The organism is Leekyejoonella antrihumi (assembly GCF_007845645.1).
Lineage (GTDB): Bacteria > Actinomycetota > Actinomycetes > Actinomycetales > Dermatophilaceae > Leekyejoonella > Leekyejoonella antrihumi.
On sequence record NZ_VCQV01000001.1, the window covers coordinates 46,810 to 70,408 of the forward strand.

Below are 23,599 nucleotides of genomic sequence, written 5' to 3' on the forward strand. Positions count from 1 at the left end.
ATCAGGCCTTTTCGTTGTTTGTTGATGCAGAGGAGAGCGTCCAGCGCGCACCATTCGGCGTGTCTTCCACCACGACACCGGCCTCGGCCAGGTCGTCGCGGATGGTGTCCGCGGTGGCGAAGTCCCGTGCAGCACGGGCCCGCTTGCGCTGCTCGACCAAGGCCCCGACAAGCTGGTCCAACGCGTGCTCGGCTCGGTCGTCACCGCCGGCGGACCACTGCGGGTCCAGTGGGTTCACCCCGAGCAGGTCGGTCATGGCGACCACCTGCAGGGCCAGCCGGCGGGCGTCGTCGCGTTCACCCTCGTCGAGTGCGGTGTTGCCCTCCCGGATGGTGTCGAAGACGACCGCGAGCGCTCCGGAGACGTTGAGGTCGTCGTCCATCGCCGCAGCGAACTCCTTCGGGAGCTCCTCGGCATACTCCGTCGGCGTCTCGTCGAGCGCTCGGTCGAGGAAACCCTCGATGCGTTCGACGGCCGCCTGCGCCTCCACCAGTGAGCCCTCGTGGTATTCGATGGTCGACTGGTAGTGCACGGCGCTGAGGTAGTAGCGCAGCACCAGCGGCCGAACGGTCTTGGTGATCTCCGGGATCGACAGGGTGTTGCCCAGCGACTTGCTCATCTTTTCGCCGCCGAGGGTGACCCAGCCGTTGTGCATCCAGTAGCCGGCGAATCCGAAACCGGCCGCTCGCGACTGGGCCTGCTCGTTCTCGTGATGTGGAAAGCGCAGGTCGATGCCGCCGCCGTGGATGTCGAAGGACTCCCCCAGCCAGCGGTGGGCCATTGCGGAGCACTCGAGGTGCCAGCCGGGGCGACCACGGCCGAAGGGAGTGGGCCAGCTGGCGCTCTCCGGTTCGCCCTCCTTGTGACCCTTCCACAGCGCAAAGTCGTGCGGGTCGTGCTTGCCCCGCGCCGCGGCGTCCCCGTCGTCCTCCATGTCGTCGATGTTCTGCCGGGTCAGCGAGCCGTAGTCCGGCCAGGACCGCACGTCGAAGTAGACGTCACCGCTACCGTCGTCCGCGGCATACGCGTGGCCCTTGTCGATGAGGCGCTGCATGATCTCGACCATGTCGGTGACATGGCCGGTCGCGCGCGGCTCGTAGGTCGGTCGCAGGACTCCCAGCAGGTCGAGGGCGTCGTTGGTGGCTCGTTCGTGCTGGTAGGACCACGCGAACCAGTCGACGTCGTGCTCGGCCGACTTGCGCAGGATCTTGTCGTCGATATCGGTCACGTTGCGCACCAGAGTCACGTCGTACCCGTGGCCGGCGGTCAACCACCGGCGCAGGATGTCGAAGGCGACGGCAAATCGGACGTGGCCGATGTGCGGGGCGCCCTGTGTCGTGAGGCCGCAGATGTACATGCCGACCTTGCCCTCGCGCAACGGCTCGAAGTCGCGTAGCTCGCGGGTGGCGGTGTCGTAGATCTGCAGAGTCACTGCGGCAGTTTATCGACCGGGCGGCGCCGGGGAGAAATTCGCGGCGCGGAGCGCGCTCCATAACGCGGGAGGTCAAGGGCAGGTCACGGTGTTTTGCCCTTAACCCCAACTCTGTGAAAATTGGTGTGAAGTGGCCGTGAGCTCGGGCAGGGAATGGCGGCCGCACCCGACCCCTAGGCAAGATCGAACAAGGGTAGGCAGCCACGGCCGCTTGTCCACGGATCGCCCAACATGCGCGCGGACCACCTGACACATGAAGCCCTTCTCATCCAGCCGGAACGCCAGCACTGGGATGCGTAACACCATGCCGCAGGTCAAGGTCACCTCGTTCTCCCTCAGCGCGTCATCAGGGCGCTTCAGCGCGGCGGCATGATGGCCGCCGTCGATCTCCACCACGAGTCCGATGTCCTCCCACTCGGCGTCGAGATGGACCGGAACGAAGCTGGTGCACCGTCTGCCGTGACGGCGCGGGGAGACCGTACTGGGTGGCACAGCCCCCGAAATCCGGCTCGCCGAGCGTGTGAGCTCCATCGCATACGGCGCGCGAGATCCCATCGAGGACAGCGCGCCGGGCAGATCGCCTGACCGTCTCCCGCTGCTGCAGCAGCCGCTGCGGGTGGACGAGCCGCTGCTGGACCGGTAGGCAGATCAGCAATGCGGCCTGGCGATCGCTGGTCGCCCGCTGCACCGCACGGATCGCCGCCGCCTCGGGACAAGCTCGCGGAACCCTTGCCCCGGCAACCGGGCCGAGGTGCCAACGGCGATGGAGACTGACTCCAGTTGCTGATGTGCCGTGTTCGTACGCGGCACCGTCACGTCCAGGCGCACGACGCCGAACCCGCTCCTACCGGCTGCCGTCAGGGCGGCCACCCCATCGAGCACTGCGCCCGAGCCGCTCTCCCATACGGCCCACCACCAGGCTCCCTCACCCGTGGGGGTGCGACCGTCTATGACCACGGTGCGGCGCCCCGCGCGAGCCCACCGCCGCGCTCGGACTTCGGTGCGACCGTCATCCCGGGTGATGCCGACCGCGCGAAGGTCCGCTCGGTGCACGACGCCACTGTGCGTTATGGCGATCTGCCCTGCGAGCCGGGCTCCTTGGGTGCGCCCTGTCGTGATTGACGGCTCATGTTGCATGGCCATCGGCTGCATCCAGAACAGCGGATGCGGCATCCGATCCCTCGAGGGTGGATAACGATGTCACGCAGTGTCACCTGTGCATAGGCGGGAAGTGACAAGGGTAGGCAGAACGAGTCACAGGTGACGTGTTCTGCCTACCCTTGTGTGCGGACGAGAGGGGTCAGCCGTTGTCGTGGGCGGTGACCCAGTCGTCGATGTGTGGCGCCTCGTCGCCGACCGTGGTCGAGTCGCCATGCCCGGTCAGCACCGCGGTCCGCGCCGGCAGCGTGGCCAGTTTGGTGCGGATCGACTCGATGATCGTCGGGAAGTCGCTGAACGACCGTCCGGTGGCGCCCGGTCCGCCCTGGAAAAGGGTGTCACCGGTGAACACCGCGTCCAGAAACGGCAGGTAGAAGCTGCACGCACCCGGCGAGTGACCGGGCGTATGCAGCACGCTGAGCTGGGTGCCCGTCACCTCCACCACGTCGCCGTCCGCCAGCTCATGCCCCGGCGGCACGGAATACACCTTGTCCCAGAGCATCCGGTCGGCCGGGTGGAGGTATGCCGGAGCCTTGGTTGCGTCGAGCACGTCCCCGACCGCGCCGATGTGGTCGTCGTGCGCATGCGTGCACAGCACCGCGGTCAGCTTGCGGTCGCCGACGGCCTTCAGGATCGGACCGGCATCGTGGGCCGCGTCGATCACGACACAGCTGTCGTCATCACCGATGAGCCAGACGTTGTTGTCGACCTCCCAGCTGCCGCCATCCAGGTTGAACGTCCCTGAGGTGACAACCCGCTCGACGCGCACTGCGTCCTTGGTCAGCACAACGTCGCTCACAGCTCCACCACCGATCGCAGCACGTCGCCCTTGCCCATCTTGTCGAAGGCGGACTCGATGTCGTTGATTCCGATCTTCTCGGAGACGAACCCGTCCAGGTCGAATCGTCCCTGCCGGTAGAGGTCGATCAGCATCGGGAAGTCGCGCGCGGGAAGGCAGTCGCCGTACCAGCTGGACTTCAGCGCGCCACCACGGCCGAAGATCTCGATCAGCGGCAGCTCGATCTTCAGGTCCGGTGTGGGCACGCCGACGAGGACCACTGTCCCGGCGAGATCCCTGGCATAGAAGGCCTGCTCGTAGGTCTCGGGTCGCCCCACTGCGTCGACGACGACGTCCGCACCGAACCCGCCCGTCAGCGAGCGAATCTCCTCGACGACATCGCACTCTTTGGAGTTGATCGTGTGCGTGGCGCCGAACTCTGTTGCGGTGGCGAGCTTCCGGTCATCGATGTCGACCGCGATGATCGTCGTCGCACCGGCCACGCTCGCTCCGGCGATGGCTGCGTCCCCGACACCACCGCACCCGAATACGGCAACGGAGTCGCCGCGGGTCACCCCACCGGTATTGACCGCGGCACCGAACCCGGCCATCACGCCGCAGCCCAGCAGCCCCGCAGCGGTTGCCGGGGCCGCCCTGTCGACCTTCGTGCACTGCCCCGCGGCGACAAGGGTCTTCTCGATGAACGCGCCGATGCCGAGCGCGGGCTCGAGCTCGGTGCCGTCGGTCAACGTCATCTTCTGGGTCGCATTGTGAGTGCTGAAGCAGTACCAGGGCTTGCCCTTCGCGCAGGCTCGGCACTGGCCGCACACCGCGCGCCAGTTGAGGATGACGAAGTCACCCGGTGCGACGTCCGTGACGCCCTCGCCGACGGCCTCTACGGTGCCGGCAGCCTCGTGGCCGAGCAAGAACGGGAAGTCGTCGCTGATCCCGCCCTCGCGGTAGTGCAGGTCGGTGTGACAGACACCGCACGCCGCCACCCGCACGACCGCTTCTCCGGGCCCGGGATCGGGGACGACAACGTCCACCACCTCGACCGGCGCTCCCTTGGCGCGGGCGATGACACCCTTCACGGTGCTCGGCATACCACCACTCCTTCGTCTCGTCGTCGTGGTATCGACCATACGCATCTCCGGCGCGGTCGGGGACGGCGCCCGCGAACCCGTCGAGAATCTCTCAGACCGCCACGACCAGCGCGGTGGCGATCGCGGCGACGCCTTCACCGCGACCGGTGAGGCCGAGCCCGTCTGCGGTGGTCGCGGACAAGGCCACCGGCGCGCCGAGCGCGGCCGACAGGATCTGCTGGGCCTCGACGCGGCGCCGGCCGAGCTTGGGGCGGTTGCCGACGATCTGCACCGCCACATTGCCGATCGTGAAGCCCTCGGCCGCCAGGATCTTGGCCGCCTCGGTCAGCATCGTGTTGCCGTGGGCGCCGGCCATCTCCGCTCGGCCGGTGCCGAAGTGCACGCCGAGGTCACCGAGGCCCGCGGCGGAGAACAACGCGTCACAGATCGCGTGCGCGGCCACGTCGCCATCGGAGTGGCCCTCGATGCCGCGCTCCCCCGGCCACTCGAGGCCGGCGAGGAACAGCGGCCGCCCGTCGTCGGCATACGCGTGCACATCAACGCCGATGCCGGTGCGCGGCAGGTTCATCGGGTGCCTTTCATCGTGGGGTCCCCGCAAAGTATCGGAGCGAGCTCGCGAGCGGAGAACTTTGTGGGGTGATCTCTTTCAGCCTTCTCCTGGTGTGGTCATGGCCGCAAGCACGCGATCGGCGAGCTGCGCCGGTGTCTCGTATGCCGTGTCGAGCCGTAGGTCCGGGCGCCACGGCTCGATCACGCGGTTGTGCACCTGCTCCCAGGTCGGCTGCTGCAAGGTCGCGATGTCGCTGCGCCGAGTGGTGACCCGGCGGCGGTGCTCCGTGCCATCGGAGCATGTCAGGTCGATCTGCAAGACCCTCGCCTGGTGCCGGTCGGCAACCCGCAGCCAGGCCGCGCGCACCTCGTCGACCGGATTGACCATATCCGCGATCACCGACTGGCCAAGCGCCAGCTGATCCTCGGCGACCCGGTAGGCCACGGCATACCCGCCGACCTGCACCGGGCCGGGGAGCTCACCCGAGTCGACCAGCGCCTGCTCGATCGTGTCCACGCGCAGGTGCACCATCGGCACTCGCGTCGCGAGCGCGCGGGACAGGGTGGTCTTGCCGACACCCGGCAGCCCACCCAACACGATCAGCCAAGGCCCTCGGTTTGTGCCCTTTCGCTCGAAAGGCGCAGCCACAGGAGCGCCTTTCGAGCGAAAGGGCACATTTGGTGAGGAACGCGCGGGCTCCGCTGATGCCGCGAGCAGCCGCTCGGCGGCCTCGAGATCCGGCGGGGCCGTGACCTTCATGGCGAGCGGATCGCCGTCGATCACGATCACCGCGCCGCCGGTCGCCTCGACCAGTGCCGCATCGTCGGTGGCGTTGGCGCCGCCGACATGGGCGGCCTCCAGCGCCGCTCGGCGGAACCCCTGCGGCGTCTGCACCGCCCGCAGCGCGTCGCGCTCGTGCGTGCGCGTCACCCGACCGGACGGATCCACCTGCTTGATCGTGTCCGTGACCGGCAGCCCGGGCACCACCGCGTCCGCCCCGGCCCGGACCGCGTCCGCCACCGCATCGAACAGCCGGGCCGGCGCCAATCCTCGTGCCGCATCATGCACGAGCACGGTCTCCAGGTCGCGGGGCAGCGCCGCGAGGCCGGCGGCCACCGAGTCGGTGCGTTCGGCCCCACCAGCGACCAGCCGTATGCCGGGCGGCAGCAGCCGAGCGAAGTCGTCCAGGTGCGTGGCGGGGGCGACGACGACCACGGCCGACACCCCTCGCACACGCGTCGCCTGGCGGACCGCATGCACGACGAGCGGCTCGCCCCCGACCAGCACCAGGGCCTTCGGGCGTCCGGCGCCCAGTCGCGTGCCCAAGCCGGCGGCCACGACGACGACGCCCACGCCGGAGGAAACTCCGTCGTGGGCGTCGTGGTGTCTGTCGTGCGCGTTCAGGAGGCGAGCACCTCGTCGAGGGTGGCCTCCGCCTTGTCCTCGTTGGTGTGCTCAGCGAGGGCGAGCTCGGAGACGAGGATCTGGCGCGCCTTGGCCAGCATCCGCTTCTCGCCCGCGGACAGACCCCGGTCCTGATCGCGGCGCCACAGGTCGCGCACAACCTCGGCAACCTTGATCACGTCGCCCGAGGCGAGCTTTTCGAGGTTGGCCTTGTAACGACGTGACCAGTTTGTGGGCTCTTCGGTGTGCTCGGCGCGCAGCACCTGGAAGACCTTGTCGAGGCCTTCCTTGCCGACGACATCGCGCACTCCGACGAGATCACAGTTCTCTGCGGGGACCTCGATGGTTAGATCACCTTGAGCGACCTTGAGGACCAAGTACTTCTTATCCTCACCTTTGATCTTGCGGACCTTGATTTCTTCGATGAGTGCCGCTCCGTGATGCGGATAGACGACCGTCTCGCCGACCTTGAAAACCATGTGTTATTTGCCCCTTTCGCGATCCTCAGGATATCACGAGTGACGCACCACACAGAAACGTTTGCGCAGGTCAGAGGCTTACACGGGGTCAGGAATCGTCGCCGCACCCCTCTTGACAGGAACCTGCGTGTCGTGCTTCGCGCGGGTAGAACTGGCATCGGACCGGCCGACCATGGTCGGTCGACTCCGGCTGGGCTGCACCGGAACACGTCTCATCCCGGCCCACGAGCACGACGAGCGCACCGAGCCGCTAGGCTGGCGTCCGTGACGCGACGACTGTTCCCGGCCCGCCCAGCGCTCGGTGCGCTTGGCCTGGCCGTTTCCGCCACCATGCTCAGTGGCTGCATGTACCTCTCGCCGGCCCAGACGACCCAGAGCTATGACCCGGCGGATGGGACGATCGCCACGGTCGGCTCGCTTCAGTTGTCCGACGTGCTGGTCGTCGCCTCTGCCAAGGGTGCCCGCGGCGCATTGATCGGGATGGTGACCAACAACGGGCAGTCGGAGGTCAAGCTCACGATCAGCCCGCAGGGTGGCGCCGGCCAGTCCGTGACCATACCGGCGCAGACGGCGGTCCGGCTGGACGGCAAGACCTCCGGTGACTCGAAGACCAAGATCAAACCCGTCACCGTCGCGAAGGTCACTGCGGCACCGGGCAAGCCGATGACCATCACCTTCACCACCAGCAAGGCCGGGGCGACGCCGATCCAGGTCCCAGTTCTGCTCAGTCAGGGCATCTACGGCTCGGCCAGCCCGAGCCACCCGACCTACTCTGCTCCGCCGAACGGCCAGACCACCGAGCCGGACGGCTGATCGTCAGCAACCCGTTTACGGCGTATCCAGCTTGTAGCCCAGCCCCCGCACGGTGACCAGGAGCTGCGGGTTGCCAGGATCCGGTTCGATCTTCTTGCGCAGCCGCTTCACGTGCACATCAAGGGTCTTCGTGTCGCCGACGTAGTCACTGCCCCACACCCGGTCGATGAGCTGACCTCGCGTGAGCACTCTGCCGCTGTTGCGCAGCAGCATCTCGAGCAGCTCGAACTCCTTGAGCGGCAAGGGCAGTCGCTCGCCATCGACGCTGACCGTATGCCGCTCGACGTCCATCCGCACGGGTCCGCAGGTCAGCTGGGACTCGGACAGCTCCTCCGGCTCCTGCCCTCGGCGCAGCACCGCCTTGATCCTGGCGAGCAGCTCCCGTGACGAATACGGCTTGGTGACATAGTCATCGGCGCCCATCTCGAGTCCGACGACCTTGTCCACCTCGCTGTCCTTGGCGGTCAGCATGATCACGGGGACGGACGACTTCTGCCGCAGCGTGCGGCATACGTCCACACCGGACAGGCCCGGCAGCATCAGATCGAGCAGCACGAGGTCGGCACCGGTGCGGTCGAACTCGATCAGCGCGTCGGGGCCGGTCGCCGCGACGGCGACGTCGTAACCCTCCTTGCCGAGCAGGTAGGACAACGGGTCGGAGATGGACTCTTCGTCCTCGACGACGAGAATACGGGTCATGATGAGACCTTTCGGGTCGTGGGGGATGATGCGCCGCCGCTGGGGCGGGCCAGCGGAAGACGGACGATGAAGGTCGAGCCGTGGCCCTCCTCGGAGCGCACGCTGACCTCACCACCGTGGTTGGCACAGATGTGCTTGACGATCGCGAGGCCGAGACCGGTGCCCCCGGTGCTGCGGGACCGGGCGGCGTCCACCCGATAGAAGCGCTCGAAGATGCGGTCCAGGTCGTCGGGTGAGATGCCGGCTCCTTCGTCCTCGACCTGCACTGCGACGAGGTCCGTGCCAGTCTGCACGGACACCCGCACCGTCGTGTCGCTTCCGGAGTAGCTGATCGCATTCTCGACGACGTTGCGCACGGCGGTCGTCACCAGGTTGGCATCCCCGTAGATCTCGGCCGGCCGGCCGGACTCGCCCAAGTCCGTGACGATCTGGATCTGGCGGTCCTCCGCGACCACCAGCAGGTGATCCACGGCCTCTCGCACGCACTGCCGCACGTCGACCAGGTCCGGACTCTCCAACGTGTCGGCTGCCTGGAGCCTCGACAGCTCCACGATTTCCTGGACCAGCCGAGCCAGCCTGCTGGTCTCGGTCCGCATTCGAGTGGCGAAGCGGTGCACGGACTCCGGGTCGTCTCGTGCCTCGTCCATCGCCTCGGCGAGCAGCGTCAGCCCACCGACCGGTGTCTTCAGCTCGTGACTCACATTGGCCACGAAGTCACGCCTGGTCTCCTCGACGCGCCGCGAGCTCGTGTGGTCCTCGATGAGGGCCAGCACGTGCGAGGTGCCGAGCGGCGCGATCCGCACACCGATGGACAGCCTACCCACCCCGACGGGCCCGCGAGCCACCTCGAACTCCATCTCGCGCACCTGCTGACGCTCGCGCACGTCACGAACGAGCGTGCGCAGCTCCGGGTGCACCAACTCGCCACTACGCACCAGGCCGAGAGCCTTTGCGCTGTGCGAGGCGCGCACGACGTGGTCGTCCGGGTCGACGATGACCGTCATCGACTGCAGGGTGTCGAGCACGTCGACCACAGCAGGCGAGAGGGCGGCGGCCTCTGCAGTGCCACCTTCCGCGTCGTCTGCAGGGCGGGCGGGGTCGCGTCGGCGTCGCAGGAGCGCTGCCCCGACGGCAAGACCCAGCAGCAGGCCGATGAGCACCCCGATGGCTACATGCACATGCCCAATGTACGCAGCAGCGACCGACCGATCGCACAGCCGGCCGCATTACCGGCGAAGATCCGCCGACTGTTCACCTGACGGTCTGCGACCGTTCACCACCCAGCGCCCGGCACGCTGGTTGACCAGAAAGTGCGCAGTAACACGACTTCTGCCCAGAGCTGATGCCCGTTACCACAATCTCGGGGCGTCAGCGGCCCTGGTTGGCGACCGCTTCGGCGGCCGCCGCGGCCGCGTGCGGGTCGAGGTACTCCCCGCCGGCCACCGTGGGCACCAGGTTCTCGTCGAGCCGGTACACGAGCGGCATACCCGTCGGGATGTTGAGCCCGACGATGTCGCCGTCGGAGACGTTGTCCAGATGCTTCACGAGGGCGCGCAGGCTGTTGCCGTGCGCGACGACCAGCACGGTCTTGTTCGCCGTGAGGTCCGGCACGATCGCGTCGTTCCAGTAGGGCAGGAACCGGGCGATGACATCCTTGAGACATTCGGTGCGCGGCGCCTCGTCGCCCAGGTCGGCATACCGGACATCCCCGGCCTGGCTGAACTGCGTATCGGGCTCGATGGCCGGTGGCGGCACGTCGTAGGAGCGGCGCCAGGTCATGAACTGCTCCTCGCCGAACTCCTGCAGGGTGGCCTTCTTGTCCTTGCCCTGCAGGGCGCCGTAGTGACGTTCGTTGAGCCGCCAGGACCTGCGCACCGGGATCCAGTGCCGGTCGGCGACGTCGAGCGCGATATTCGACGTGCTGATGGCGCGCCGCAGCAAGGAGGTGTGGACGACGTCCGGCCGCAGGCCGACATCGCGGATCAGTTCACCGCTGTAGACGGCCTCCGCGCGACCCTTCTCACTGAGCGGGACGTCCACCCATCCGGTGAAGAGGTTCTTGGCGTTCCAGTCGGACTCGCCATGGCGCAACAGGCAGAGGGTATAAGTCATGCCGTCATCCTAGGGTCGGGGTCCCCGCGAAGTACCGAGCGACGAAGGAGCGAGGACTTCGTGGGGTGACGCCATGGCGCAACAGGCAGAGGGTATAAGTCATGCCGTCACCCTAGAGATGCCCCACAGAGTTCTCCGCTCGCAAGCTCCGTCCGATACTTCGCGGGGGCCCCGATTCAGGAGCGGGGCTGATCCTCCAGCAGGTGCCTGAACGCTTCGAGGTTGCGCGTCGACTCACCGCGTGAGATGCGCCAGGCCCACTCCCTCTTCATCGAGGAGAGGAAGCCGATCACGAGCAGGTCGTTGAATGCACCGTCGGAGGCCTCGAGCACGACCCCCAGCAGTCGGTCGAGGTATGCCACGCTGATCCCTTCCAGCGGAGCGCGTCCGGTGAGGTAGACGTCACCCTCGCCGTCGATGCTGTAGGCGATCCCCGGTAGGCGCAGGTTCTTGCGTAGTAGGAACCGGTAGAACTCGGCCTCATTCTCGTCCGCGTGACGGATGACGAATGCCGTGGTGGTCAGCGATACCTCGCCGATCAGCAGGGAGCACACCGTCTTCAGCTTGCGCTCGCCGGGCAGGCTCACTACATACTCGTCATCGCGCGCACCGGCCTCCCACTCGACCTCGTTGTCTGCGAGGAATGCCTCGAGAATGCGGACGGCATCGTCACGCGCGGCTGGTTCCGCTCCATCGGTGGTGCTCATCGTTCCTCACTTCGTGGGGTGCGCTAAGGAATCGGGGCGGCGGGCACGTCCTCCAGCAACATCGACGTCAAGGCGTCGCCCTGTCCGCCACGGCAGGCGTTCTCATAGACACCCAGCAGCGCGTCGGTGCTTGCCTCCCAACCGAACCCGGCGGCGTGCGGCACTGCGCGGTCCACCAGTTCCAGGCGACTGCGCTCGTGGTCGAGCAGCCCCGCGAGCTCCTTGGACCACACGGCCGGGTCGTGGCTCGACACCAGCACCCCCGCATCTCCCACTGCGGTCGGGAGCCCGCCGACGGCGGCCGCGACAACGGGTGCGCCGCACGCCTGTGCCTCCAGCACCACCAGACCGAACGACTCCGAATACGACGGCACTGCAACGATGTCCGCGGCGCGATACCACTGAGCCAGTTCTGCCCGAGAGACCGGCGGCACGAACTGCACCACGTCGGCGACACCGAGGTCACGCGCGAGCTGCTGCAGCGCGCGGGGGCGCTCAAGCCCCGATCCGCTCGGCCCACCGATGATCGGCACGACCAGTCGCTTCCGGCGGTCCGGGTTTGCCAGCAACATGTCGGCAACGGCCCGCACCAGCACATCTGGCGCCTTCAACGGCTGGATCCGGCCGACGAAGAGCACGACCTCGGCATCCGACGGCAGGCCGACACCCTCCTTGGCCGCCGACTTGCTGCCGGGTGTGAACACCTCCAGGTCGACACCGGGCGGCACCACCCGGACCCGGCTTGGGTCCGCGTCATACAGCGTGATCAGGTCATGCGCCTCGGCGTCGGTGTTGGCGACCAGCCAGCGCGCGGCGCGCACCACCTGCTCCTCGCCGATCTCGCGCCCGCTCGGCTCGGGTCGGTCACCCTCTGCGAGCGACGCGTTCTTGACCCGCGCCATGGTGTGCATCGTGTGCACCAGCGGCACGTTCCAGCGATCCGCGGCCAGCCAGCCGACCTGGCCGGAGAGCCAGTAGTGCGAGTGCACCAGGTCGTAGTGCCCTTCGGGGCTGATCGCGACATGCCGCATCACCCCGGCGGCGAACGCGCAGAGCTGGCCCGGCAGGTCCTCCTTGGACAACCCCTCATACGGCCCGGCGTCGATATGTCGCACGACGACGCCGGGTGCCATCGGGGCAACCTCGGCGAGACCGGCGGAGGTGCGCCGGGTAAAGATCTCCACCTCGATCCCGCGTTTCGCCAGCCGGCGCGCGGTCTCCACCACATACACGTTCAGACCTCCGGCATCACCCGTGCCGGGCTGGTCAAGGGGCGAGGTGTGCACGCTGATCATGGCGACGCGGTGCACGGTGGAGGTCGACATCACCGCCATTGTCCCACGGCTCGCGGCAGCGTCGCGGCGGCCGTGGCTAGCCTGGTCTCGTGCGCAGCGACCGGCCGGTGGGAGCCATCACCCGTGGCACCACGAACCCCAACCGGTTGCGCCGATGCGACCGGTGGTTGACCGGACCACAGGCGTGGCGGCTGCGGCAGACAGACCGCCCGCCCGTCGCGATCGATCTCGGGTTCGGCGCCTCTCCGGTGACGGCCGTCGAGCTGCATCAACGGCTCCGGCGCGTCCGGGCCGACGCGCAGGTTGTCGGGCTGGAGATCGACCTCGATCGAGTGCGCGCCGCGCTTCCCCTTGAACGCCCCGGGCTGACCTTCCGGCACGGCGGTTTCGAGATCCCCGTGCCCGGCCAGGTCGAGGTGGTGCGCGCGTTCAACGTGCTCCGGCAGTATGACGAGTCGCAGGTGAGAGGTGCCTGGGACCGGGTGCGTGAACGGTTGGCGCCTCGGGGTCTGCTGGTCGACGGCACCTGCGACGAGATCGGCCGACTCTCCTCGTGGATTGCGGTCGACCACATCGGGCCGATCTCGCTCACGATCTCGGTGCGGCTGGCCGGGCTGGAGGACCCGTCGATCGTGGCGGAGCGCCTCCCGAAGGCACTGATCCATCGCAATGTCCCCGGTGAACGGATCCACCAACTGCTGCGCGACCTCGGCGACGCCTGGGCACACGCGAGCCCGCACGCGGCATACGGCGCGCGGCAGCGGTTCATCGTCACGGCGCGGACGCTGCGCGATGCGGGCTGGCCGGTGCTGGACGGTCCACACCGCTGGCGCCTCGGGGAGCTCGGTGTCGCGTGGCATGCCGTCGCCCCCAGGCCCTAGCAGCCGGGATCGGTCCGTTGCCCCCTGCTGCGCCGAGATCGCACTGTTCGGTCAACCGCCACCGGTATACAGCGGAAAACTGCGATCTCGGCGCACAAGTGGACGGGTGACCGGTCACCGGTGGCGAAAGGTGAAAGCCACTCAATTCGCCGAAACCTCATATTTCTGCTTATGAGATGGAGCTGTCGCCCACCGCGCCGCGCTGCAACCGGCCGGAAGCCTCGGTCAGTGCCTCGAGCATCACGGACGTCGCGGGTATGCGGGTGTAGTCCGCGAGCGTGTAGGCCGACACCTTGCGCCGGACCGCCGGGCGAAGGGGCCGCGCGACGATCTGGGGATGGCGGAGGAACGACAGCACCAGCCCGGGCATCACCCCGACACCGATGCCGGCCACAACGAGGCTCTGCACGGCCAGGTTGTCGTCGGTGGTCACGGCGATGTCCGGCTCGAACCCCGCTTGAGAACAGGCGTTGACGAACGTCGCACGGCACTGCGGACACCCGGCGATCCAGCTCTCGTTCACCAGCTCCGGCAGGTCGACAGACCGGCGTCGGGACAGTGGGTGCCCCACCGGCAGCACGACCTGCATGTCATCGTCGAGCAATGCCCGCACCACGAACTCAGTGCGGCCAGGTTCCGGCATTCCCTCGTAGTTGAAGGCGAGCGCGATGTCACACTCACCCGCCTCCAGCATCGCCAGTGACTCCGGCGGCTCGGCCTCGGAGAGCTGGACCCGGATCCCGGGGTTGGACTTGCGCAGACCGGCAGCGGCAGCCGCCACGATCGTCGCGCTTGCGCTGGGGAATGTGCATACCCGGACCCGACCGGCGGCCAGGTGCCGGATCGCTGCGACCTGGCTCTGCGCGGCGGACAGGTCCGCCAGGATGCCTACGGCATGCCGGAGCAGGAGTTCACCGGCCTCGGTCAGCACCATCTTGCGCCCGGTGCGGATGAACAGCGGCGTGCCCACCGCCTTCTCCAGGGTGCGGATCTGCTGACTGATCGCCGGCTGGGTGTAGCCGAGCGTGCGCGCTGCCGCGGAGAACGAACCGGACTCCACCACCTGGTGGAACGTTCGCAGAAGTCGGGTGTCCAGCATTCGCCAACCATAACCAAAATTTTGGGTAGCACCCATATTTCCTGTGTGCAGGTTTAGCGAGATCCAGGCCACACTTGCGGCGGCGGTGAGTGCTGAACGGCTCATCGGCCCGTCCGAGATTCGACCACCAGCGGAGATGACACCATGGCTGACCTCTACACCGTGACCGCCCGGCACACGACCGGGCACAACTTCACCACCCACACCGATGACGTCGAAGTGCGCGCCGGGGACCACGGCATGGAGCCGACCGAGCTCCTGCTCGCCGCGCTCGGCAGCTGCATGCTCGGCACGGTGCTCGACTACGCCGAACGCAACAACATCCCCGCGAACGGGCTGTCGGTCCGGGTGTCCGGCGAGATGGCGAACCGACCGCGGAGAATGTCCCGCGTCAACGCGATACTCCAGACACCGACCGGCCTGCCGGAGATGCAGGTCGACGCCCTGGTGCGGGCGAGCCGCCGCTGCACCATCCACTCGACCCTCGAACACGCACCGGAGCTGACGGTCGCCACGCACTCCCGATCCGAGGCATGAACAGGCCATGACCATGTCAGACACCGTTGACTCGAGCCCCACCTCGCTGGACCAGCACCGCGGCGGCGCGTCGGCCGGCGCCCAGGAGTTCCTGCTCCGCCGACATCTGGGCTTCTGGAGTCTCACCGCCATCGGCTTTTCCAACATCGTCGGATCTGGGTGGCTGTTCGCCGCGATGTACTCCGCGAAGATCGCCGGCCCAGCGTCACTGCTGTCCTGGATCGGGGCGGGTCTGCTGTGCGCACTGGTCGCGATGGTCATGGTCGAGCTGGGGGTCACCAGACCAGAAGACGGTGGCACCGTTCGCTGGCCGCTGTATGCCAGCGGACGACTGGTGGGATCTCTCGTCGGCTGGTCGACCCTGCTGTCCGTCGGTGGCACCGCCGCCGAGATCAGCGCCATCCTCGGGTACGGCGCCCACTACCTGCCCTGGTTGTACAGCGGCGACCGACTCACGGTGCCCGGTGTCGCCGTCGGAATGCTGTTCGCGGCCCTCCTGACGAGCGTGAACTGGTTCGCCGTCAAGGTATTCGCGCGGTTCAACAACCTCATCACGGTGGTCAAGGTCGCCGTCCCGATCGTCACCGTGATCCTTCTCCTCATCTCCGGATTCCACTCCGGCCGGATGACCAGCCATGGCGGATTCGCCCCCTACGGCTACACAGCCTGCTTCACGGCCTTGGCCACCGGAGGAATCGTATACTCCGTCAATGGTTTCCAGGCTGCGGTGGATTTCTCCGGCGAGGCGAAGGACCCGCGCCGCACCATTCCGGCGGCCGTGATCGCGGCGATCGTGCTGGCCGTCGGCCTCTACGCCGCGCTCCAGCTCACGTTCCTTTTCACCGTCCCGGACAGCTTCCTCGGGCACGGGTGGAGCGGTGTCAACTTCACCTCCCCGTTCGGCCAGCTCGCCCTGGTGATGAACCTGCAGTGGGTGTCCATGCTGCTGTATGCCGATGCGGTGCTCTCCCCCGGAGCCTCGGCGAACGTCGGGGTCGGGCTCAACGCCCGGCACACGTACGCCCTCGGCAAGAGCGGCATCCTGCCTCGCTTCTTCATGGCCGTGCATGCGAAGTCGGGGATCCCGCGTCGGGCGCTGGTGCTCAACCTCGGCATCATCGTGCTCTTCCTCCTACCGTTCGGCGGCTGGCAGGGCATCGTGGCGGTCATGGGCGACATGTACCTGATCACCTACCTCACCAGCGCGGTCGCCGCCGCAATCTTCCGACGCACGGACAACAACATGGTGCCCGCCTGGTCGCGCGGAATGCCCTGGATCGCGCCGGCAAGCTTCGTCGCAGCCGGCGAGTTCGTCTACTGGTCCGGCTGGGATCAACTCCGGCTGGTCATTCCCCTGATCCTGATCGGCGTGGCAGTGTTTGCGATCATGTCGCGCGGCCGTTCCCTGCGTGCCGAGCTGCTCAAGGGCAGCTGGCTCGTGACCTACCTCGTGGCGCTGCTCATCCTGTCCCGGCTGGGCAGCTTCGGCGGAACGTCTGCCCTGCCGGCGCCGCTCGACTCGTGCCTTGTGGCGGCCCTGTCGCTGGCGATCTTCCGATGGGCGCTGCGCAGCGGGATCGCCCACGTGCGAACGGCACCCGCGGACGAGTGCGGCATCTGCTAAGCGTCCAGCGCCGACCCCACCCGCTGGTCGAGTAGGCGAGCGCGCAGCGCGAGCCGTATCGAGACCCCCATCACCTCCCCACGAAGCCTCACCAGATCTCGATACGCGCGCTACTCGATCAGCGAGGGTGAGTGCTAGATCGGCGAGTGGGTGCTGGGTCGAGATGGGAACGTGGGCCGGTTGTGGCGATGAAGAGCTCGCCCCTGCCGGAGGCGGTCACCGGGCCTTCGGAGGCGGGAACGAAGCAGGACTCACCGCCGGCCAGCTTCAGCGTCTCCACGGCGGTCTCCAGGGTCACCGAATCATGCAGTGCCAGCATGATTCGGGGAATGCCATCGCCTGGGACGTTCTGCGGTTCGGTGCCAGGGCTGATCGTATGCAGCTGGAAGTGCGGAGCATCCGTGGGATAGGTCCGCGCGCGGCCGGTCACCGACGGCTGCGCGGGTCCCATCGTCTTGTCGACGTCGACGATCCGCAGCAGCTCGGAGATGTTGATCTTCTTGGGCGTGAGGCCTGCTCGCACGATGTTGTCGGAGTTCGCGAGGATCTCGACGGCGGTGCCGCCCGAGTACGCGTGCAGCACACCGGCCGGAACGAACACATACGAACCCGGCTCAAGGACACGGTGGCGCATCAGCAGCAGTACTACCAGACCGATGTCGTCCGGAAACAGGTGCGACACGCGCGCCACGACACCAGCCGGCCCGTCGCACTCCTCGTCGGAGAGGTTGCGGCACCCCTCAACAACCTTCCGCACCAATGCGATGCGTTCCTCGTCCGCAAGGAGCAACAGCTCGGACAGCAGTCCCCGCGTGGGACACCCGGCCGTTGCCGCGCTCTCGACGCGCCGAGTCAGGTCGGCGATGTTCAACCGCTCGGCCATCGTCCGCACCTCGTCGAAGGGGCGGGTCCCAGCAAAGATCTCGAACTCCGTGACCGCGATCAGGGCCTCCGGCTTCGGCCAGCCGTCCGTATACGTGCCCTCGGGGGCATTGAGGGCCTGTTCCGCATCCGGATGGCACTGGATGGACAGTGGCCGGCTCGGCGCGAGCACCTTCAGCAGGAACGGGAGCCGCCGCTCGAAGGCAGCGGAGCACGAGTCGCCCAGCATCGCAGCAGGGTCGGACTCCACCAGCTCGTCGAGCGTCGTCCGCTGACCATCGACGTCGATGCCCGACGGGGCCTTCTCGTGGGCCCCCATCCACAGCTCGGCCTCGGGCTCCGTCGTCGGCCCTGGTCGACCTGTCAGCTTCGCGATGACGTCGTGCGACCCCCAGGCATAGTGCAGCACCTGTGGGTGGAGGCGGTGCATCAGGATCGACCGACCCACAGCATCGACTTGATCGCACGACGCTCGTCCATGGCGCGATAGGCCTCCGCCACCTCGTCCAGGGGCAGCTGCAGGTCGAACACCCTGCCCGGATTGATCTGCCCGGAAAGCACGGCATCCCGCAGGTTCGGCAGGTACTGGCGGGCCGGTGCCACTCCACCCGCCAGTCCGACATTTCGGCCGAACATCGCTGCCACCGGCAGCTCGACCCCGTGCGGCGCACCGACATAACCGACGGTGGCTCCCGGTCGCGCGACGGTCAGTGCGGTGCCCATCGATTCGCCTGTGCCGACACATTCGAGCACGGCGTCCGCACCGACTCCGTGAGTCATCTCCATCACCTGCGCCTCCCCTTCGTCGCCCCGGGCTGCCACGATATCCGTTGCCCCGAACTCGGTCGCGAGTTTTTGCCGAGATTCGTGTCTGGACATCACAATGATCCGCGCAGCGCCCATCTGAGCTGCCGAGAGCACGCCACTGAGTCCGACCGCGCCGTCACCGACGACGACCACCGTGTCACCCTCGCGCACATTGGCTGCCACCGCCGCGTGCCAGCCGGTGCCCATCACGTCCGACAGCGCAAGCAACGACGGGATCATGGCCTCGTCGTGGTCCCGCACCGTGACGAGGGTGCCGTCCGCCAGCGGCACCCGCACGTATTCGCCCTGTGCCCCGTCGACCGTCTTGCCCTGCCGGTCCTCGCGGCCCCAGAACCCGCCGGAGGGGCACGCCGACTGGATACCCACCTGGCAGTGCGGGCAGGTGTTGTCGGAGAACATGAACGGTGCGATGACGAAGTCGCCGGCGCGCAGGCTCCGGACCGCCGACCCGATCTCCTCGACCACGCCGACGAACTCGTGACCGATCCGCACCGGTTCGGTCACCGGGTTGATCCCGCGGTAGGGCCACAGGTCGGATCCGCACACACATGCCGCGACCACCCGCACGACGGCATCCGTGTCGTCGAGGATCCGCGGGTCCGGTACCTCGTCCAGGCGCACGTCTCCAGGGCTGTGCAGAACGGTGGCTTTCACGACAGGAACTCTCCGATCAGATGACGGACGGTGGAACGGTGCGACCACAGAATGCCGCCGGGTGGCAGCACTTCGAGCGTGGCATCCGGCACCAGGGCGGCGATCTGCTCCGCCACCCAGACCGGATGCGCCGGGTCGTCCTCCTGCGCCAGCACCAGCAACGGCGCCGGTATGCCGCGCAGCGCGTCCCGGCCCGTCATCGCGACCTCGTGTGGGATGGTGCGCAGCGCACGGCCGACATCCGTGCGCACGATGGTCTCGGCCTGGCGCCGGCACCAGGTCCGCACCTCAGGACGATCACGCATGGGGGCAGGCTGCGCCCGCAGCATCAGGTCGAAGACGCCGTCGACGTCGTGGTCATGTGCCAGCTCACCCATCTGCAGCAGTCGGTCGAGGGCCTGGTCCGTGCGCGGCGTGTCCAGAATCGCCGGAATGACCAGGACGATGCGGTCGAACCGGTCCGGGGTCTCCTCGAGCGCGTGGCAGAGCGCGCCGGCGCCCATGCTGACCCCGAGCGCCTGGGTGGCGTCAACCGCGTCGGCGACCGCCCGCAGCTCGGCCGCGAGCGCGGCATACGTCCACGGAGTCTCCGGCGAGCTGGACGCCCCGTGCCCCCGGAAATGGAAGAACGCGCGAGTGCCGGCGACCGCCGATCCGAACGGCCTGGTCGTGTCGATGGACCCGGCCAGTCCGTGACCGAAAACCGTTGTTGGCGCGCCCTTGCCGGTCAGCAGGTACTCCAGGGCGCCGTCGGCGATCGGCAGCAGGGACGTGCGACGGTGCGAGGTCGCGGTCACCAACGGTCGAACGGGTTCGACCGGCTCTTCTTGCCCTGCCCCAGCATGCGGTGCAGAGCCGGTCGGACGTCGGCCAGGAAGATGGCCGCTCCCACGACGGCCAGCACCCCGAAGAGGTTCAGCGGGTTGCTGATCGTGAGCAGGCCGAGGACCGCGCACACCGCGGTGATCGCCATCCAGATCGGCTTGGTCAGCTTGCCGGCAGCCACGTACGCCTCGGAGCGCGGCCGCACCGCCTCGATGAGCGCGAAGACCTCCATCGCAAACAGCACGATCCCGAGCACAAACGCCACCAGGCTCTGCACCTGCCACAGTCCGTCTAACATGTCTCCAGCCTAAACGCCACGGCACACGAGACACACCATGATGCGCTCGCGGCATCGACCCGGGCGCCGGCACCTGACCGATCCCGCCGATCTCGTGATCCTGATCGCGTCTCGGGTTAGGGTCGGCGGGGTGAGCATCCACGCCTATCTTCGCTTTCCCGCTGTCCGCGGCGACCAGGTCGCGTTCGTGGCCGACGACGATGTCTGGATGGCCGGCACCGGTGGTGGTCGGGCCTATCGGATCAGCACCGACCACCGGCCGGCCACCTGCCCGCACATCTCCCCCGACGGCACCCGAGTCGCATGGGCCTCGGGCTCACCCACCTGCCAGGAGGTCTACGTCGCTCCGGTCGACGGCGGGGCCACGCGGCAACTGACCTTCTGGGGCAGCCCGGGCACGACCGTCCGCGGCTGGCTCGACGAGGACGAGGTGATCGTGGTGAGTGCCGCCCGGCAGGCGGATCGCTCCCGCCAGTTCGCGTATGCCGTGCCGGTCGACGGCGGCCCCGGTCGCCGGCTGCCGATCGGGTGGGTGCACGATCTGGCGCTCGCACCACAGCAGGGGCTGTCCGGCGGCGCCCTGATGTCCACCGCGAACCTGTCTGAACCGGCCTGGTGGAAGCACTACCGCGGAGGCACCGCCGCACAGCTGTGGTGGGATGCCACCGGCGACGGTGACTACGACCGCATCCTCGGCGAGCTGGAGTCCGGGCTGGTGGGCCCGCTGTGGACCCGCACCGACGGCGGCGAGCGCATCGGGTTCCTGTCGGATCATGAGGGCCGCGGTCAGCTCTACAGCCTGGCCGTCGATGAGGCCACGCCTCAGGTTGACTCACTGGTCCGGCATACCGATCACGAGCTCTATGCCCGGCACGCCACCAGCGACGGCCGGCAGGTGGTCTACGTTTCCGGAGGCCGACTGCATCTGTTGGACTCACTCGCTCCGGGCACCGAGCCACGGCAGCTGGATATCCGCCTCGGCGGCGCCCGCAACGGGTTGAGCCCGCAGCACATCGCGGTCACCGCCAAGAAGATCCAGCACCTCAGCACCGACCGCAGCGGCCGGGCCAGCGCCGTGGAGGTGCATGGCCGCGTGCTCTGGCTGCCCCACCGCGACGGACCGGCCCGTGCGCTGGCGGACAGCTCGGACGCACGCCGCAGGCTGCCGACCGTGCTCGGGTCCACCGACCGAGTGGCCTGGGTCAGCGACGTGGACGGCGATGACGCCGTCGAGATCGGTGGGATCGAGGGTGGGTCGACCGACCGGCTGGTCGCCCCGGGACTGGTGGGACGGGTGCTGGACATGGCGGCGGCGCCCGACGGGCGCCTGCTCGCGCTGGCGACCCACGACGGCAGGCTGCTCCTCGTCGCGGTGCCGGTCGGGTCGCCGGCGCAGCCAGTCACGCCGATCGAGGTCGACACAACCGACCAGGGCGACGTGGCCGGTCTGGCCTTCTCGCCGGACTCGCGCTGGCTCGCGTGGTCCGCGCCCGGGCCGGAACCGCTGCGCAACATTCGGATGCTCGAGGTGGGGCGGCCCGACACGAGCCCGTTCGACGTGACCCCGCTGCGATTCACCGACACCGAGCCCGTGTTCACCCGGGACGGCTCGCACCTGGCCTTCTTGTCGGTGCGCAGCCTCGATCCCGTCTATGACGCGTTCGTCTTCGACCTGTCCTTTCCCGGTGGCTGCCGGCCGATGTTGTTGCCGCTCGGCGCCACCACGCCCTCACCGTTCGAACCGCAGGTCGGCGGTCGGTGGTTCGATGCCGAACCAGCACCGGACGGGGCTGCCGGCGCCGACGGACGCTCGGCCCAGCCTGCCGCGCCGCACCGCACGACCGTCGACCTGCCGGGCCTGGACCAGCGGATCGTGCCGGCGCCGGTGGCAGGCGGGCGCTACCAGGACCTACAGGCGGTTGAGGGTGCCCTGGTCTGGCTGCGCCAACCCACGCATGGCGAGCTGGGCTCGGACCTTGCCCATGTCGACGACGAGCCGCCACGGGCAACCCTGGAACGGCTGGACCTGAAGACCGGCAAGGTCGAGACGCTCGTCGACGGCGCCGACGGCGTTCGCAGCACCGGGGACGGCAAACGGCTGCTGGTGCAGGACGGCGACAAGCTTCGACTGCTGCCGGCGGAACGCAAGGTGAGCGAAGACGACCCGGACGATGTCACCGTCGACCTCGGGCGCGCACGCATCCGTGTCGAGCCGTTGCAGGAGTGGACGCAGATGTACCACGAGGCCTGGCGACTGATGCGCGACCACTACTGGCGCGCCGACATGGGCGGCATCGACTGGGCCGCCGCCCGGGACCGTTATGCGCCCCTGCTGGAGCGGGTGGCCACCAGGAGCGACCTGGTGGACCTCATCTGGGAGATGCAGGGCGAGCTGGGCACCTCTCACGCCTACTGCATGACCCCACCGGAACCGCCCGCCTCCGGCACCGGCCAGGGCCTCCTCGGCGCCGACCTGTCCTTCGACGGCGCTGCCTGGCGGATCGACCGCATCGTGCCGGGTGAGTCGTCCGAGCCGCGCGCTCGGTCACCGCTGTTTGCGCCCGGAGTGGCCGCGGCCGAGGGTGACGCGATCCTGGCCGTCGATGGTCGGGCGACGTCTCGCACCTGCCCGCCGGAGGCGCTGCTGCTGGGGTCGGCCGGCACCCCGGTCGAGCTGACGATCGCCCCGGCCGACTGCGGTGCCAGGCGGGCCGTTGCGGTGGTGCCACTTTCGACCGAGGTGCCACTGCGCTACCAGGACTGGGTGGCCGATCGACGCCGCCACGTGCACGAGCGCACCGATGGGCGAGTCGGCTACCTGCACATCCCCGACATGGTGTCGGGCGGGTGGGCGCAGCTGCACCGCGACCTGCGCACGGAGGTCGGCCGGGACGGCCTGATCGTCGATGTGCGAGGGAACAGCGGCGGTCACACCTCACAGCTGGTGATCGAGAAGCTGGCCCGCCGCATCATCGGCTGGTCTCACGCCCGCGGCCCCCGGCCGACGTCCTACCCCCTGGATGCGCGGCGCGGGCCGATGGTGGCCGTGACTGACATGTATGCCGGTTCGGACGGCGACATCGTGACCGCCGCCATTCGATCCCTGGGGCTGGGCCTCGTCGTCGGCACCCGCACCTGGGGCGGTGTCATCGGCATCGACGGCCGGTACGACCTTGTCGATGGCACCGTGGTCACCCAGCCGCGATACGCCTTCTGGTTCGACGACTTCGGCTGGGGTGTGGAGAACCACGGTGTCGATCCGGACATCGAGGTGCAGGTGTCGGTTCGGGACCGCGTCGCCGGTCGCGATGTACAGCTCGACCGCGCTCTCCTGGAGATCCGGGACCGGCTGGAGCAGGAACCGGCCCGCCGGCCTCCGGCGCTCCCGCCCCTGCCCTAACCCGCCTGCCCGCCCGCCGAGGGGCATACAAACCCACCGAG

23 protein-coding genes are annotated in these 23,599 nt (G+C 68.3%); 6 read left to right on the plus strand and 17 right to left on the minus strand.

Annotated elements, in window-relative coordinates; genetic code table 11:
- Position 1: 1 nt before the first annotated feature.
- Positions 2-1,432 (minus strand): cysteine--tRNA ligase, encoded by a 1,431-nt coding sequence (cysS, locus tag FGL98_RS00200; protein WP_146314653.1) that lies wholly within the window; start codon positions 1,430-1,432, stop codon positions 2-4.
- Positions 1,433-1,952: 520 nt separating this feature from the next.
- Here cysS and FGL98_RS26625 point away from each other — a divergent pair.
- Positions 1,953-2,075, plus strand: a complete 123-nt coding sequence (locus tag FGL98_RS26625; RefSeq protein ID WP_281289134.1) for a hypothetical protein — start codon at positions 1,953-1,955, stop codon at positions 2,073-2,075.
- Between the two features lie 5 nt (positions 2,076-2,080).
- On the opposite strand, the gene FGL98_RS00205 is transcribed toward FGL98_RS26625, so the two are convergent.
- The 6 genes from FGL98_RS00205 to FGL98_RS00230 form a co-directional block, all read right to left on the minus strand.
- Positions 2,081-2,605, minus strand: coding sequence for a hypothetical protein (locus tag FGL98_RS00205; RefSeq protein WP_146314654.1), 525 nt, complete (start codon positions 2,603-2,605; stop codon positions 2,081-2,083).
- Positions 2,606-2,732: 127 nt separating this feature from the next.
- A complete protein-coding gene (locus tag FGL98_RS00210) occupies positions 2,733-3,389 on the minus strand; it encodes an MBL fold metallo-hydrolase (RefSeq protein WP_246136290.1) in 657 nt (218 codons plus the stop codon).
- The gene (locus FGL98_RS00215) at positions 3,386-4,471 is read right to left on the minus strand and encodes an S-(hydroxymethyl)mycothiol dehydrogenase (RefSeq protein WP_146314655.1); all 1,086 of its coding nucleotides are present in this window, start codon (positions 4,469-4,471) and stop codon (positions 3,386-3,388) included. The genes FGL98_RS00210 and FGL98_RS00215 overlap by 4 nt, the downstream gene beginning before the upstream one ends.
- A gap of 91 nt (positions 4,472-4,562) precedes the next feature.
- On the minus strand, positions 4,563-5,039 hold the full coding sequence (gene ispF, locus FGL98_RS00220) for a 2-C-methyl-D-erythritol 2,4-cyclodiphosphate synthase (RefSeq protein WP_146314656.1): 477 nt from the start codon (positions 5,037-5,039) through the stop codon (positions 4,563-4,565).
- Between the two features lie 78 nt (positions 5,040-5,117).
- Positions 5,118-6,374 (minus strand): 2-C-methyl-D-erythritol 4-phosphate cytidylyltransferase, encoded by a 1,257-nt coding sequence (ispD, locus tag FGL98_RS26870; RefSeq protein WP_146314657.1) that lies wholly within the window; start codon positions 6,372-6,374, stop codon positions 5,118-5,120.
- Positions 6,375-6,421: 47 nt separating this feature from the next.
- On the minus strand, positions 6,422-6,904 hold the full coding sequence (locus FGL98_RS00230; RefSeq protein WP_146314658.1) for a CarD family transcriptional regulator: 483 nt from the start codon (positions 6,902-6,904) through the stop codon (positions 6,422-6,424).
- A 264-nt stretch (positions 6,905-7,168) separates the two neighbouring features.
- Here FGL98_RS00230 and FGL98_RS00235 point away from each other — a divergent pair, with 264 nt between their 5' ends.
- On the plus strand, positions 7,169-7,717 hold the full coding sequence (locus FGL98_RS00235) for a hypothetical protein (protein ID WP_146314659.1): 549 nt from the start codon (positions 7,169-7,171) through the stop codon (positions 7,715-7,717).
- Positions 7,718-7,732: 15 nt separating this feature from the next.
- Here the strand turns inward: FGL98_RS00235 and FGL98_RS00240 are convergent, their stop codons facing one another.
- From FGL98_RS00240 to mshA, 5 genes are all read right to left on the minus strand, one after another.
- On the minus strand, positions 7,733-8,416 hold the full coding sequence (locus tag FGL98_RS00240; RefSeq protein WP_146314660.1) for a response regulator transcription factor: 684 nt from the start codon (positions 8,414-8,416) through the stop codon (positions 7,733-7,735).
- The gene (locus FGL98_RS00245) at positions 8,413-9,594 is read right to left on the minus strand and encodes a sensor histidine kinase (protein ID WP_146314661.1); all 1,182 of its coding nucleotides are present in this window, start codon (positions 9,592-9,594) and stop codon (positions 8,413-8,415) included. The genes FGL98_RS00240 and FGL98_RS00245 overlap by 4 nt, the downstream gene beginning before the upstream one ends.
- Before the next feature lie 190 nt (positions 9,595-9,784).
- Positions 9,785-10,528 carry a phosphoglyceromutase gene (locus FGL98_RS00250; RefSeq protein WP_146314662.1) on the minus strand — a complete coding sequence of 248 codons (744 nt, stop codon included), beginning with the start codon at positions 10,526-10,528 and terminating at the stop codon, positions 9,785-9,787.
- A gap of 176 nt (positions 10,529-10,704) precedes the next feature.
- Positions 10,705-11,235, minus strand: coding sequence for a type III secretion system chaperone family protein (locus FGL98_RS00255; RefSeq protein ID WP_146314663.1), 531 nt, complete (start codon positions 11,233-11,235; stop codon positions 10,705-10,707).
- 23 nt (positions 11,236-11,258) lie between these two features.
- A complete protein-coding gene (gene mshA / locus FGL98_RS00260) occupies positions 11,259-12,560 on the minus strand; it encodes a D-inositol-3-phosphate glycosyltransferase (protein ID WP_186525890.1) in 1,302 nt (433 codons plus the stop codon).
- 59 nt (positions 12,561-12,619) lie between these two features.
- Between mshA and FGL98_RS00265 the strand changes: the two genes are divergently transcribed.
- Positions 12,620-13,411: a class I SAM-dependent methyltransferase gene (locus tag FGL98_RS00265; RefSeq protein WP_246136291.1), complete on the plus strand. Its 792-nt coding sequence runs from the start codon at positions 12,620-12,622 to the stop codon at positions 13,409-13,411.
- Between the two features lie 169 nt (positions 13,412-13,580).
- On the opposite strand, the gene FGL98_RS00270 is transcribed toward FGL98_RS00265, so the two are convergent.
- Entirely contained in the window at positions 13,581-14,510 is a 930-nt protein-coding gene (locus FGL98_RS00270) for a LysR family transcriptional regulator (RefSeq protein WP_146314665.1), read from the minus strand.
- 144 nt (positions 14,511-14,654) lie between these two features.
- Between FGL98_RS00270 and FGL98_RS00275 the strand changes: the two genes are divergently transcribed.
- Both FGL98_RS00275 and FGL98_RS00280 read left to right on the plus strand, forming a co-directional pair.
- Positions 14,655-15,047: an OsmC family protein gene (locus FGL98_RS00275; protein WP_146314666.1), complete on the plus strand. Its 393-nt coding sequence runs from the start codon at positions 14,655-14,657 to the stop codon at positions 15,045-15,047.
- 7 nt (positions 15,048-15,054) lie between these two features.
- Positions 15,055-16,671: an APC family permease gene (locus FGL98_RS00280; RefSeq protein WP_222431932.1), complete on the plus strand. Its 1,617-nt coding sequence runs from the start codon at positions 15,055-15,057 to the stop codon at positions 16,669-16,671.
- A gap of 118 nt (positions 16,672-16,789) precedes the next feature.
- Here FGL98_RS00280 and manA read toward each other — a convergent pair whose 3' ends face one another.
- Genes manA through FGL98_RS00300 form a run of 4 tightly spaced genes read right to left on the minus strand, consistent with a single transcriptional unit; the run spans position 16,790 to position 20,158 of the window.
- Positions 16,790-17,983 carry a mannose-6-phosphate isomerase, class I gene (gene manA, locus FGL98_RS00285; protein WP_146314667.1) on the minus strand — a complete coding sequence of 398 codons (1,194 nt, stop codon included), beginning with the start codon at positions 17,981-17,983 and terminating at the stop codon, positions 16,790-16,792.
- Positions 17,983-19,035 (minus strand): zinc-dependent alcohol dehydrogenase family protein, encoded by a 1,053-nt coding sequence (locus FGL98_RS00290; RefSeq protein WP_146314668.1) that lies wholly within the window; start codon positions 19,033-19,035, stop codon positions 17,983-17,985. The genes manA and FGL98_RS00290 overlap by 1 nt, the downstream gene beginning before the upstream one ends.
- Positions 19,032-19,832 carry an alpha/beta fold hydrolase gene (locus tag FGL98_RS00295; RefSeq protein WP_246136292.1) on the minus strand — a complete coding sequence of 267 codons (801 nt, stop codon included), beginning with the start codon at positions 19,830-19,832 and terminating at the stop codon, positions 19,032-19,034. Before FGL98_RS00295 ends, FGL98_RS00290 begins: the two co-directional genes overlap by 4 nt.
- A complete protein-coding gene (locus FGL98_RS00300; protein WP_146314670.1) occupies positions 19,829-20,158 on the minus strand; it encodes a DUF2516 family protein in 330 nt (109 codons plus the stop codon). Before FGL98_RS00300 ends, FGL98_RS00295 begins: the two co-directional genes overlap by 4 nt.
- A 130-nt stretch (positions 20,159-20,288) precedes the next feature.
- Here FGL98_RS00300 and FGL98_RS00305 point away from each other — a divergent pair, with 130 nt between their 5' ends.
- Positions 20,289-23,558: a S41 family peptidase gene (locus FGL98_RS00305; protein WP_222431933.1), complete on the plus strand. Its 3,270-nt coding sequence runs from the start codon at positions 20,289-20,291 to the stop codon at positions 23,556-23,558.
- The last annotated feature ends 41 nt before the right edge of the window (positions 23,559-23,599 follow it).